This is a genomic window from Saccharopolyspora erythraea, from assembly GCF_018141105.1.
Lineage (GTDB): Bacteria > Actinomycetota > Actinomycetes > Mycobacteriales > Pseudonocardiaceae > Saccharopolyspora_D > Saccharopolyspora_D erythraea_A.
The window spans coordinates 7159032-7172360 of record NZ_CP054839.1 but is presented as its reverse complement, the minus strand read 5'-3'; the positions used below and the strand labels follow the sequence as shown (position 1 = coordinate 7172360).

At 71.9% G+C, this 13329-nt stretch carries 8 protein-coding genes; 1 reads left to right on the top strand and 7 read right to left on the bottom strand.

The window, feature by feature from the left end:
• Window positions 1-6 precede the first annotated feature (6 nt).
• From HUO13_RS37885 to tdh, 4 genes are all read right to left on the bottom strand, one after another.
• Window positions 7-687 carry an HAD family hydrolase gene (locus HUO13_RS37885; protein WP_249124228.1) on the bottom strand — a complete coding sequence of 227 codons (681 nt, stop codon included), beginning with the start codon at window positions 685-687 and terminating at the stop codon, window positions 7-9.
• A gap of 28 nt (window positions 688-715) precedes the next feature.
• Window positions 716-1612: a LysR family transcriptional regulator gene (locus HUO13_RS32035; protein WP_211898652.1), complete on the bottom strand. Its 897-nt coding sequence runs from the start codon at window positions 1610-1612 to the stop codon at window positions 716-718.
• A 115-nt stretch (window positions 1613-1727) separates the two neighbouring features.
• Window positions 1728-2906 (bottom strand): glycine C-acetyltransferase, encoded by a 1179-nt coding sequence (locus HUO13_RS32030; RefSeq protein ID WP_211898651.1) that lies wholly within the window; start codon window positions 2904-2906, stop codon window positions 1728-1730.
• Window positions 2907-3938: an L-threonine 3-dehydrogenase gene (tdh, locus tag HUO13_RS32025; protein ID WP_211898650.1), complete on the bottom strand. Its 1032-nt coding sequence runs from the start codon at window positions 3936-3938 to the stop codon at window positions 2907-2909.
• A 566-nt stretch (window positions 3939-4504) separates the two neighbouring features.
• Between tdh and HUO13_RS32020 the strand changes: the two genes are divergently transcribed.
• Entirely contained in the window at window positions 4505-4681 is a 177-nt protein-coding gene (locus HUO13_RS32020; protein WP_211898649.1) for a DUF6104 family protein, read from the top strand.
• Between the two features lie 103 nt (window positions 4682-4784).
• Here the strand turns inward: HUO13_RS32020 and HUO13_RS32015 are convergent, their stop codons facing one another.
• The 3 genes from HUO13_RS32015 to HUO13_RS32005 all read right to left on the bottom strand — a co-directional run bounded on the left by HUO13_RS32015 (window position 4785) and on the right by HUO13_RS32005 (window position 13226).
• Window positions 4785-5192 carry a hypothetical protein gene (locus tag HUO13_RS32015; protein ID WP_211898648.1) on the bottom strand — a complete coding sequence of 136 codons (408 nt, stop codon included), beginning with the start codon at window positions 5190-5192 and terminating at the stop codon, window positions 4785-4787.
• 317 nt (window positions 5193-5509) lie between these two features.
• The gene (locus tag HUO13_RS32010; protein ID WP_211898647.1) at window positions 5510-9187 is read right to left on the bottom strand and encodes a multifunctional oxoglutarate decarboxylase/oxoglutarate dehydrogenase thiamine pyrophosphate-binding subunit/dihydrolipoyllysine-residue succinyltransferase subunit; all 3678 of its coding nucleotides are present in this window, start codon (window positions 9185-9187) and stop codon (window positions 5510-5512) included.
• Between the two features lie 322 nt (window positions 9188-9509).
• Entirely contained in the window at window positions 9510-13226 is a 3717-nt protein-coding gene (locus HUO13_RS32005) for an ABC transporter ATP-binding protein (RefSeq protein ID WP_211898646.1), read from the bottom strand.
• Window positions 13227-13329: the final 103 nt, after the last annotated feature.

The following is a 13329-nucleotide window of genomic DNA, read 5'->3' as shown; positions in this document are numbered from 1 at the left end:
AGGTCGTCAGGCGGTTCGCGGTTCCAGCAACGGCGCGAAGGCTTCGCGGAGCTGGTGAGGCTGCCGGAAGTGCAACGCGGTCATGCCGACGTCCCGCGCGGCCTCCACGTTCGCGGCCGTGTCGTCGACGAAGAGGCAGCGCTCGACCGCCGCGCCGGCACGCGCCGCGGCCAGGCGGTAGATCCGCGGGTCGGGCTTGGCGCACCCCACCCGGGAGCTGTTGACGACGGCGTCCACCGCGTTGGTGAGTCCCAGCCGCTCCAGGTCGGCTTCGAGCCTGGTCGTCGCGTTGGTCACCAGGACGACGCACAGATGCGCACGGGCGCCGGCCAGCAACCCGGCCACCTCGGCGTCGACCTCCCCGGCGGGCCCGGACCACTCCGCGACGAGCGCGCGTGCCGCGTCGAGCGAGCCGCACGCGGCGGCCAGGCCGTCCGCGACGGCGGCCCGCCACGCCTCGTCGGTGCACGCGCCGGTGATCGCGGGGTGCAGGAGCTCCGGGGCGAAGGCGGTCGCGGCGATCGAGCCCGGCACGACCCCGTGGGCCAGCTCGAGGCGCTCTACGGCGCGCTGGTCCCAACGGCGCAACACACCGTCGAGATCGCAGAGGACGGAGTCGAACGGTCGCGGCGTCATGATCAGCAGCTTGCCACCCCGTGCGCCCACGGCCAGGCGGTTCAGCAACACCCGCGCAGGCAACAGGCCGCGAGCGCGCTCAGTCCTCGGGTTTCTGCTCCAGCACGGCGTCCAGGACGGTGCGAACCAGGGGGTGCTCCTCGCGACCGGACTGGACCGCGGCGAAGACCCGCCGGGTCGGCGGGCGGCCCGCGACCGGTCGCACGGTGCCCGGATGGTCGCCGATCGCGGTCCTGGGCACCAGCGCCACCCCGGTGCCCGCCGCGACGAGCGCGACGACGGCGTGGAAGTCGTCGGAGGTGTGCGTGATGCGCGGGACGAAGCCGGCGTTCTCGCAGAAGACCTGTGCGACCGCGCGGCACGGGTTGCCGGGCAGCGGCGCGATCCACTCCTCGTCGCGGAGGTCCTCGACGGCCACCGACGGCATCGACTCCAGCGGGTGCCGGGGCGGCAGCACGACGTCGAACGGTTCGGCGTAGAGCGGGTAGCGGGTCAGCCTGCGGTCGTCGGCCTGCAGCGTCGAGGTGTACTCCATCGAGATCGCCACGTCGATCTCCCCGGCCAGCAGCATCAGCAGGCTCTTGTGCGCCTCGGCGTCGCGCACCAGCACCGACACCCCCGGTGCCCGCGACCGCAGCTCCACGATCGCGGGCGCGACGACCTGCGTGATGGCCGAGGCGAACGAGGCGATCTCGACCTTGCCGACGGTGCCCGACGCGCAAGCCGCGAGGTTGGCCTCGGCCCGCTCCAGCTCCGCGAGCACCGCCTTGGCGTGCTCGACCAGCAGCTCTCCCGCCGCGGTCAGCCGGACCCGCCGCCCGTGCCGGGTCAGCAGCGGCTGCCCGACCTCGCTCTCCAGCGCGTTGAGCTGCTGCGAGACCGCCGACGGCGTCAGGTACAGCGCTTCGGCGGCCGCACGGACCGTGCCGTGGTCGGCCAAAGAGCGCAACACCTGCAGCCGCCTGGGGTCAATCACCCGCCGATGGTACCCAGCCGCCGAGGAGGCGGACGGTCGTCAGCGCTGTCCCTGAACCCGCGGCGGTGCCGGTGGGCCGAGCGGCTGCGCCGCTTCGAAGATCGAAGACGGGACCTCAGCCGCGCATCCGCTCGCGCGCCCGGACGAACGCCGTGACCGCCCGCTCGATGTCCTCGGCGCTGTGCGCCGCCGACATCTGGGTGCGGATCCGCGCCTTGCCCTTGGGCACCACCGGGTAGGAGAAGCCGATGACGTAGATGCCCTCCTCGAGCAGCAGGTCGGCCATCCGCGCCGCCTCGGCGGCGTCGCCGATCATCACCGGGATGATCGGGTGCTCGCCCGGCAGCAGGTCGAATCCCTCCTCGGCCATCCGCGACCGGAACAGCGCGCTGTTGTCGCTCAGCCGCTGCCGCAGCCGCGGGCTCGCCGAGACCAGGTCGAGCGCGGCCAGCGAGGCGGCCACGATCGACGGCGCGAGCGAGTTGGAGAACAGGTACGGCCGCGAGCGCTGGCGCAGCAGCTCGACGATCTCGCCGCGCGCCGACACGTAGCCGCCGCTCGCCCCGCCCAGCGCCTTGCCGAGGGTGCCGGTGACCACGTCGACCCGGTCGGTGACGCCGAACGCGTCCGGGGTGCCCGCCCCGGTCGGACCGGTGAAGCCCACGGCGTGCGAGTCGTCGACCATCACCATCGCCCGGTACCGGTCGGCGAGGTCGCAGATCTCGTCCAGCGGCGCGAGGTAGCCGTCCATCGAGAACACGCCGTCGGTGACGATCAGCCGGTGCCGGGCGTCGGCGGTGTCCTTGAGCTGCTGCTCCAGGTCGGCCATGTCACGGTTGCGGTAGCGGGCGCGGCGCGCCTTGCACAGCCGGACGCCGTCGATGATGCTCGCGTGGTTGAGCTCGTCGGAGATGACCGCGTCCTCCGGCCCGAGCAGCGTCTCGAACAGCCCGCCGTTGGCGTCGAAGCAGGAGCTGTAGAGGATGGTGTCCTCGGTGCCGAGGAACTCCGACAGCCGCTGTTCGAGCTCCTTGTGCGGGGCCTGCGTACCGCAGATGAACCGCACCGAGGCCATCCCGAAGCCCCAGCGCTCCAGCGCCTTCGACGCGGCGTCGACCAGCGCCGGGTGGTCGGCCAGCCCGAGGTAGTTGTTGGCGCAGAAGTTGAGCACCTCGGCGTCGCCGACGCCGACCCGCGCGCTCTGCGCGGAGTCCAGCACCCGCTCGTGCTTGTAGAGGCCCGCGGCGCGGATCTCCGCCAGCTCGGCCCGCACGTCCTGGCCAATGGTGTACATCTAGCGCACCGTCCAATCCAGAATGACCTTGCCGCAGCGCCCCGCGCGCGCGGTCTCGAACGCCTCGACGTGCCGCGTGCAGGGGAACCGGTGGGTGATGACCGGTGAGAGGTCCAGCCCGGACTGCAGCAGCACCGACATGGAGTACCAGGTTTCGAACATCTCCCGTCCGTAGATGCCCTTGACCGTCAGCATCTTGAGCACGACCGCGCTCCAGTCGATCCGGAAGTGCTCGGCGGGCAGCCCCAGCATCGCGATCCGGCCTCCGTGGGCCATGTTCTCGATCGTCTCCCGCAGCGCCGAAGGCTGCCCGGAGACCTCCATCGCGACGTCGAAGCCCTCGGACATGCCCAGCTTCGCCTGCGCGTCGGCGATGCCGGTCTCGGCGACGTTGACCGCGAGGTCCACGCCGACCCGGCGGGCCAGCTCGAGCCGGTGCTCGCTGACGTCGGTGATCACCACGTTGCGGGCTCCCGCGTGCCTGGCCACGCACGCTGCCATCAGTCCGATCGGGCCCGCGCCGGTGATCAGCACGTCCTCGCCGACGACCGGGAAGGTCAGCGCGGTGTGCACCGCGTTGCCGAACGGGTCGAAGATGGCCGCCACGTCGGGGTCGACGTGCTCCCGGTGGACCCACACGTTCTGCTCGGGCAGCACCGCGAACTCGGCGAAGGCGCCGTTGTGGTGCACGCCGAGCCCCCTGGTGTTGGCGCACAGGTGCCTGCGGCCCGCGCGGCAGTTCCGGCACGTCCCGCACACCAGGTGGCCCTCACCGCTGACGAAGTCGCCCACCTGGGCCTGGGTGACCGCAGAGCCGACCGCCACCACCTCGCCGGCGAACTCGTGGCCGATCACCAGCGGCGTCGGCACGGTCCGGGCGGCCCACTCGTCCCAGGAGTCGATGTGCAGGTCGGTCCCGCAGATGCCGGTGCGGAACACCTGGACCACGACGTCGTTGGCGCCGGGCGTCGGGTCGGGGAGCTCGGTCAGCTCCAGTCCGGGCGCGGGCGAGGTCTTCACCAGTGCGCGCACGTTGCCTCCAATGGTCTTGCGGCCGGCTGCTCCGACGGCCGTCACGGAGTTTGCTGCGCACGGCCGCAGCAGGTCCATCGCGACTTTCTGCACTGGCTGGTTAGCCGGACTGCACAGGACGCGCGGTGAGCGGCCGTCATCCGGCCGGTGTCGTCGATGCGGGTGGGCGGCGCCGGCGTTGGTGCGCATGGCGACGGACGCGTGGCCGCGAGGCGCGGACGGCCCGCGCCGAGGGCCGGGACGGGTGGAGTTCGACACCGGGACGGGCACGGCCGACAGGCGGGGCGACTCGGGCGCTACCGGGCCGTTCCGGCGCGGCGGGATTCGGACCCGGGCGCCTATCGAGCTGCTCCGGCACGGGCGTCCAAGCGCGTGGCGCTACCGGGCCGGGAGCCGGGCGCGACCGCCCGCCGGGGTGCCGGGCCGCGGGGCACCGGCGTCGGCGGACAGGAGCCGGATTGTCTTGCTGGGTAAGGGGGATGCGGCGCAACATCGGCGGGAGTCCTGTCCTACGCTGCACTCCGGCCTGCGGCAGCGCAGCAGGCGAACGAAACCGAGGAGGACCGGTGTACTTCACCGACCGTGGCATTGAGGAACTCGAAGAGCGTCGCGGTGATGATGCGGTGACCCTGGCGTGGGTCGCCGACCGGATGCGTGCCTTCGTCGACCTCAACCCCGAGTTCGAGGACGCCGCCGAGCGGCTGGCGACCTTCCTGGCCCGCGACGACGCCGACGACGACTGACCGGCAGCTGACGGGGCTGATGACGGCCGGCACGCCAAGCCCCGGCCCGTTCAGGTCACAGGCGCCGACCCGACCGGCTCGTGCCCATGCAGGCCCGCGCTGATCAGCCACCGTCCTCGTCGTGGCGGTCGGCGGCGCAGTCGTCGGGCGTCACCGCCTCGGCCCACAGGTGCAGGCGGTCGTTCTCGCGGGCGATGTCGACGTAGAGAGAGTCGCCCCGGCAGGCGACGTCGAGGTTCTGGTGCACGTCGTGCTCGATGTGGCCGTCGTCGCCGATGTGGCCGGTGCCGCCGCGCGGCCCGATGAGGCGGACGTGGCGGCGGTGGGCGTGCTCGCGCACCATCTCCGCGATCCAGTCGGTGACTTCCTCCGGTGTCAGCAGCACCGCCTGCGGGGCCTGCCGAAGCCGGTCGAGGCGCCTGCTGCCCGCCGACGTCGAGCTGCTGTCACGCGACTCGGAGTAGGCGTGCCAGTGCACGCCCTTGGCCCGCCACTCGTCGGGATCCTGCACGTCGCCTCCGTCCGCTGTGGAGCGGTGCCGACGTTCGCCGACGGCCGCCGCCGGAACGCGCCGGTGGGTGGGGCCGGCGCGTGGGCGCATCGCGACGCGCTCGCGCCGCGATGGGCCGGGAGGAACTGGCGAGCCGGCCTCGCGGCCGCCTCGAATGACCACCGTGCCGCTTCCTGATCACGACGACGTCCCCCATCCGATAACGGACGGGTTGTCGTGCCCGCGACCGCGAGCCGCGCCACGGCGAAACCGCCGCGCAAGCGGAAGGGCCGCCGGTCCCCGTGGGAACCGGCGGCCCTTCCAGCAGCGGTCAGCGATCAGGCGAAGGCGCCCTGCACGACCTCGGCCTGCTCGACCTCGTGCACCTTGGCCATACCGGTCGCCGGGGCGGCCATCGGCCGCCGCGACACGCGGCGCAGGCCCGCCAGGCGCTCCGGGAACAGCTCCGGCAGCGCCAGGCCCAGGAACGGCCAGGCACCCTGGTTCGCCGGCTCCTCCTGCACCCACCGGACGTCGGTGGCGTTGGAATAGCGCTCCAGCAGCCTGCCGAGCTTGCGGTGCGGCAGCGGGTAGAGCTGCTCCAGCCGGACCACCGCGGTGTCGTCGTGGCCCTGCTTGGCCTTCTCGGCGGCCAGCTCGTAGTAGAGCTTGCCGGTGCACAGCACCACGCGGCGCACCGAGGCCGGGTCCGGCTGCGTCGGGTCGTCGATCACCGAGGTGAACTTGCCCTCGGTGAAGTCCTCGACCGGGCTGGTGGCCGCCTTGAGCCGCAGCATCGACTTCGGGGTGAAGACGACCAGCGGCCGGTGGATGCCGTCCAGCGCGTGGCGGCGCAGCAGGTGGAAGTAGTTCGCGGGCGTCGACGGCATCGCCACGGTCATCGACCCCTCGGCGCACAGCTGCAGCCACCGCTCGATGCGGGCCGAGCTGTGGTCCGGGCCCTGGCCCTCGTGGCCGTGCGGCAGCAGCAGCACGACGTCGGAGCGCTGGCCCCACTTGGCCTCACCGGACGAGATGAACTCGTCGATGATCGACTGCGCGCCATTGAAGAAGTCGCCGAACTGCGCCTCCCACAGCACCAGGGCGTCGGGGTTGGCCACCGAGTAGCCGTACTCGAAGCCCATCGCCGCGAACTCCGACAGCGCCGAGTCGTAGACCAGGAACTTCGCCTGGTCCTCGCTCAGGTTCTGCAGCGGCGTGTGCTCGGCCCCGGTCTTGCGGTCGATGAGCACCGAGTGCCGCTGGCCGAACGTGCCGCGGCGGCTGTCCTGGCCGGTCAGGCGGACCGGGCGGCCCTCCATGGCCAGCGAGCCGAGCGCGAGCAGCTCGCCGAACGCCCAGTCGATGCCGCCCTCGGTGGCCATCTTCGCGCGGCGCTCCAGCACCGGCTTGACCCGCGAGTGCGGGGTGAAGCCCTCGGGCATGTTGACCTGCGCGTCGGCGATCCGCTTGAGCGTGCCGACCGGGATCGCGGTGGCCAGTCCCTGCGGGACCACCTGCTCGGACTCCACCGACGGGCTGGGCTCCGGCGGGTGCTTCTCCAGCTCGCGGACCTCGTTGAACACGTGCTCCAGCTGGCTGGCGTAGTCCTTGAGCGCCTTCTCCGCCTCGTCGACCGTGATGTCGCCGCGGCCGATGAGGGCCTCGGTGTAGGTCTTGCGGACGCTGCGCATCTTGTCGATCGCGTCGTACATCGACGGCTGCGTCATGGACGGGTCGTCGCCCTCGTTGTGGCCCCGGCGGCGGTAGCAGACCATGTCGATCACCACGTCCTTGCCGAACGCCTGGCGGTACTCCACGGCCAGCTTGGCGACCCAGACGCAGGCCTCGGGGTCGTCACCGTTGACGTGGAAGACCGGCGCGCCGATCATCTTCGCCACGTCGGTGGAGTACTTGCTCGAGCGCGAGTGCTCCGGGGCGGTGGTGTAGCCGACCTGGTTGTTGACGATCACGTGGACCGTGCCGCCGGTGCGGTAGCCGCGCAGCAGCGACAGGTTCAGCGTCTCGGCGACCACGCCCTGACCGGCGAACGCGGCGTCGCCGTGCAGCAGCACCGGCAGCACCGTGAAGCCCTCCTGGCCCTTGTCCAGGATGTCCTGCTTGGCGCGGACGATGCCCTCCAGCACCGGGTCCACGGCCTCCAGGTGCGAGGGGTTGGAGGTCAGCGACACCTTGGTCTCGCCGTCGCCGAACATCCGGAAGTACTTGCCCTCGGCGCCGAGGTGGTACTTCACGTCGCCGGAGCCGTGCGCCTGGCCCGGGTCGAGGTTGCCCTCGAACTCGCGGAAGATCTGCGAGATCGGCTTGCCGACGATGTTGGCCAGCACGTTGAGGCGGCCGCGGTGCGGCATGCCGATGACGACCTCGTCCAGCTCGGAGGCCGCGGCGGTGTCGAGCACCGCGTCCAGCAGCGGCACGACGGTCTCGGCGCCCTCCAGCGAGAAGCGCTTCTGGCCGACGTACTTGGTCTGCAGGAAGGTCTCGAACGCCTCGGCGGCGTTGAGCTTGGACAGGATGTACTTCTGCTCGGTCGAGTCCGGCTTGGTGTGCGGCTTCTCGACCCGGCCCTGCAGCCACTCGCGCTCGTCGGGCTCGAGGATGTGCATGTACTCGACGCCGACGGTGCGGCAGTACGAGTCGCGCAGCACGCCGAGCACGTCGCGCAGCTTCATCCGCTCCTTGCCGGCGAAGCCGCCGACGGCGAAGGTCCGGTCCAGGTCCCACAGGGTCAGGCTGTGGGAGAGGACGTCGAGGTCCTCGTGGCGGCGCTGGCGGTAGTTCAGCGGGTCGATGTCGGCCATCAGGTGGCCGCGGGTGCGGTAGGCGTCGATCAGCTCCAGCACCCGGGCGGTCTTGTCGACCGCGCCCTCGGGGATGTCGCGGGTCCAGCGGACCGGCTCGTAGGGGATCCGCAGCGACGTGAAGATGTCGTCGTAGAACCCGTTCTCGCCGAGCAGCAGCTGGTGCACGGTGCGCAGGAAGTCACCGGACTCCGCGCCCTGGATGACGCGGTGGTCGTAGGTGGAGGTCAGCGTCACGATCTTGCTGATCCCCATGTCGACCAGCGCCTGCTCGCTGGCGCCCTGGAACTCGGCGGGGTAGTCCATGGCGCCGACGCCGATGATCGCGCTCTGGCCCTTGGTCAGCCTCGGCACCGAGTGGTTGGTGCCGCTGGGGCCGGGGTTGGTCAGCGAGATGGTCGTGCCGGAGAAGTCGTCGGCGGTCAGCGCGCTGTTGCGGGCCTTGCGGATGATGTCCTCGTAGGCCTGCCAGAACTGCTGGAAGGTCATCTCCTCGCAGCCCTTGATGGAGGCGACCACCAGGCTGCGCGAGCCGTCCTTGGCCGGCATGTCGATCGCCAGGCCGAGGTTGACGTGCTCGGGGGTGACCACGGCGGGCTTGCCCTTGGCGTCCTCGCCGTAGTGGCGGTTCATGTCGGGGTGGCTTCTGAGCGCCCTGATCAGCGCGTAGCCGATCAGGTGCGTGAAGGAGACCTTCCCGCCCTTGTTCCGCTTGAGGTGGTTGTTGACGACGATGCGGTTGTCGAAGAGCAGCTTGGCCGGCACCGCGCGCACGCTGGTCGCGGTCGGCACGGTGAGCGACTGCTCCATGTTCTTGGCGATCGCGGCCGCGGCGCCGCGCAGCGGCTTGGCCTGCTCGCCCGCGGGGGCCTCCTTGACGGGAGCGGCCTTGGCGGCCTCCTGCGGGGAGGGCTTGGGCTCGGCGGGCTTGGGCTTGCTCGGTGCGGTGGCGGACGGGGGCGGGGTCTGCCCGTTGGTCTCGACCACGCGTGCCGCGGTGGCCGTCGCCTTCGGGGCCGCTGCAGAACCGGTCGCGGCTGCGGTGGTTTCAGTGGCCTGGCCCGGCTTGTAGTCGGCGAAGAATTCGTGCCACGCCGAGTCTACGGAGGTGGGATCGTGCAGGAACTGCTCGTACATTTCCTCGATCAACCACTCATTGGGGCCGAACTGTGACGCAGGGCTGCTGCTGGACACGGCTGGCGTTCGCCTCGATCCATCTGCTCGTGATTTACACACACTCGGGTACCAGGCTAGCGGTCCGTTTCGCGTGGTTGGCACACAGTGCGGTCGTTCTGCTAGCGAAGATGGTCACAGAATCGTTAAGGAAACGCCTCGTGGCGTCGAACACGCCCGCCCGGCTCCTGAGCACGATCACTGCCCTCGCGTACGATGCGCCGCCCCGGGCCTGCCGCCCGGCTGCCGCTGCCTGGCACTACTCCATACGAGTTGTCGTCCTGCTCCAGTATGACGTTTCTCCTCGGCCGGTTGTTCCTGGATCCCGGACCGATTCGTCCCGTTATCCGGACGGTTGGTGACTCTCCGGAGCCGCGCCTGCGTGTTCGGTGTCGGTGTCGCTCCACAGCCGCCGGTAGCGGCCGCCGAGCGCCAGCAGCTCCTCGTGGGTGCCCTCCTCGGTGATGCGGCCGCCGTCGACCACCAGGATCCGGTCGGCGCGGGCCGCGGTGGCCAGCCGGTGCGCCACGACGAACGTGGTCCGCTTGGCCGCCAGCTGGTCGCTGGCGGTCACCACCATCGACTCGGTCGCCGGGTCCAGGGCGGCGGTGGCCTCGTCGAGCAGCAGCAGGTCGGGGGAGACCAGTTCGGCGCGGGCGAGCGCGACGAGCTGGCGCTGCCCCGCCGACAGCCCCCGCCCGCGCTCGCCGACCTGCTGGCGGAACCCGTCGGGCAGCATCGCGATCCCGGGCAGCGCGCCGACCGAGCGCGCGGCGGCCTCGATCTCCTCCGGCTCGGCGCCGGGCCGCCCGTAGGCGATGTTGGCGGCGATGTCCCCGGTGAACAGGTGGCCCTCCTGCGGGACCACCGCCAGCCGGTGGTGGAAGCCGGTCAGGTCGTAGGAGCGCACGTCGACCCCGTCGACCAGCACCGCGCCCTCGGTGACGTCGTAGAACCGGGCGAGGAGCTTGACCAGCGTCGACTTGCCCGCTCCGGTGGCGCCGACCAGCGCGACGGTCTCGCCGGGGGCGACCCGCAGCGACACGTCGTGCAGCGCGGGCCGCTCGGTGCCGGGGTAGCGGAAGGTCACCGAGCGCAGCTCGACCTCGCCGGTCAGCCGCTCGGGCACCGCGGCGGGCTCTGCCGCCTGCGGCACCGACGTCGGCGTGCGCAGCAGGTCGCCGATGCGGCGCAGGCCGACCCGCGCCTGCTGGTAGCTGTCGAAGACGCCGGAGAGCTGCTGGACCGGGGAGAAGAACAGCCCCAGGTAGAGCAGGAACGCGACCAGCACGCCTGCCGAGAGGCCGCCCGCGGCGACCCGGGACGCGCCCACGCCCAGCACCATGGCCTGCGCGACCTCCGACAGCAGCGCGACGAACGGGAAGTAGGTCGCGATGTAGCGCTGGGCGCGCAGCCGCGAGCGCCGGTAGGCGTCGCTGCGGCGCGCGAAGACCTTCGCCGAGTGCCGCTCCCGGCGGTGGGCCTGGGCGACCCGCAGGCCGGAGACGTTCTCCTGCATGTCGGCGTTGACCGTGCTGACCCGCTCGCGGGCCTCGGCGTAGGCCACCGAGGAGACCCGCCGGAAGATCACCGTGGCCACCACCAGCACCGGCAGCACCGACAACGCCACCAGCGCCAGCGAGAAGTCGGTGACCAGCAGGGTGACGGCGATGCCGACGATGGTGAGCACGCTGACCACCGCGGTGGCCAGTCCGGTCTGCAGGAACGTCGACAGGGCGTCGACGTCGGTGGTCATCCGGGTCATGATCCGGCCGCCCAGCTCGCGCTCGTAGTAGTCGAGCCCGAGCCGTTGCAGGTGGGCGAAGCTGCGCAGCCGCAGCAGGTAGAGCAGGGTCTCGCCGGTCCGCGCGGTCACCACGGTCTGCACCTTCACGACCAGCCAGCCCGCCGCGACCACGGCCGCCGCCACCGCGGTCGCCGTCCACAGCGCCCCCAGGTCGCCTGCGACCACGCCGCCGTCGACGCCTTGGCGGACCAGCGTCGGCAGCGCGATCAGCGCCGCCGCGTCGGCGGCGACCAGCAGCACGGTCAGCAGCAGGCCCCAGCGGATCGGCCGGAACAACCGGGCCAGCCGGAACTCCGGGTCCGGCGCGGTCGGGTCCACGCCGGTCAGCCGGGGCCGGGCGGTGGCCGCGGGCAGCTTGCGCAGCCCTTCGACCAGCTCCGGGGTGGGTGGTGTGCCGCCGGGGGCGTCCGCGGCGAGCTCGTCGCGCTCGACCTGCGGCCACAGCTCCGGGGTGATGCCCTCGCCGCGGTCCGCGCGGTCGCAGCGGTTGTCGATCGAATCGCCGGGCCCGGCCAGCAGCGAGCGGAACAGCTCGCAGCGCTCCTCCAGCTCCTCCTGGGTGCCGATGTCGACGACCCGGCCCTCGTCGAGCACCGCGATCCGGTCGGCCAGCGCCAGCGTCGAGCGGCGGTGCGCGACCAGCAGCGTCGTGCGCTGGGCGGTCACCGAGCGCAGCGTGTCGTGGATGGCGGCCTCGGTGGTCGGGTCCACGGCTGAGGTCGCGTCGTCGAGCACCAGGACGCGCGGGTCCGACAGCAGCGCCCTGGCCAGCGCCACCCGCTGCCGCTGGCCGCCGGAAAGCGTCAGCCCGCGCTCGCCGACCAGCGTGTCGTAGCCGTCGGGCAGCGCGGTGATGAAGTCGTGCGCCTCGGCCGCCCGCGCGGCTGCGAGCACCGCCTCGTCGGACGCGTCGGGCATGCCGTAGGCGATGTTGCCGCGGATGGTGTCGGAGAACAGGAACGCCTCCTCGAAAACCACCCCCACCGCCGAGCGCAGCGAGTCCAGCCGCAGGTCGCGGATGTCCAGCGGCTCCTTGCCCACCTGGCCGATCCGCACCGCGCCCTCGTGCACGTCGTAGAAGCGTGGCAGCAGCATCGACACCGTCGACTTGCCCGAACCGGCCGGGCCGACCAGCGCGACCGTCTCGCCCGGCCGCACGCGCAGCGTCGCCTCGCGCAGCACCGGCTGGTTGCGGGTGTAGCCGAACGAGACGCCTTCGAGCTCCACCTCGAGCGGACCCTCCGGCAGAGCCACCGCGTCCGGCTTGTCCTGCACCTCCGGCTGCGAGTCGATCAGCTCGTTGATCCGTTCGGCGCCCGCACGCACGAGCTGCCCCTGGATGACCGTGCTCGCGATCATCCGCGCGGGCCCGGCCAGCATCGTCACGTACCCGGCGAAGGCCACGAAGGTGCCGATGCTCACCTGGCCCTGCATCACCATCCATCCGCCGAGGCCGAGCACCCCGACCTGCCCGGAGACCGGCAGCGCGGTCAGCGTCGCCTGCGGCAGGGAGGTCAGGCGGGCGCTGCGCAGCCGTTCGGCGAAAAGCTTGCGCGCGCCGCTCTCCAGCCGCGCCACCTCGCGGGCCTCCTGGCCGAAGCCCTTCACCACCCGGACGCCGGTGACGGACTCCTCGACGTGCTGGGCGATGTCGGCGGCGCGCTGCTGGGCCGACCACGTCGCCGGGTATAGCCGCTTCTTGCTGCGCGCCGACACCACCGCGATCAGCGGCGTGATGACCAGCGCCACCACCGTCAGCAGCGGCGACAGCCACAGCATCGCCGCGATCGCGAACAGCGCGAGCACCACGGTGCCCGCGGCGAGCGGGAACATCGACAGCAGCCCGTTGACCAGTTGCAGGTCGGTGATCGAGCGCGACACCACCTGGCCGGTGCGCAGCGCGTCCTGCTTGCCGCCGTCGAGCCGCTGCACGGACGCGAACACCGCGCGGCGCAGGTCGTGCTGCACGTCCAGGGCGAGGCGCCCCGCGCTGTAGCGGCGCACGAAGGCGGCGGCGAAGCGGAACAGCCCCAGCCCGAGCAGCCCCGCCACGACCCACCACAGCCGCGCCGTCGTGCCCGCGACCGCGTCGTCCACCGCGACCTTGGTCAGCAGCGGTACCAGCGCTTCCAGGCCGACGGCGGTGACCGACGCGGTGATGGCCAGCGTCGCCGAGACGGGGTGGCGCCAGCAGGCGGAGGCAAGCCGGCGGATCCAACCGCCGTTGGCGGATCGGGGGGAGTCGCTCACCACGCCAGGTTAGGTCGAACCACTGACGCCGCACCGGTTTCCGGTCCTGCGGAGTGACTGCGGGCACAGGGTTCAGTGCCCGTTTTCGGCTCACTTCGGGTAGCGG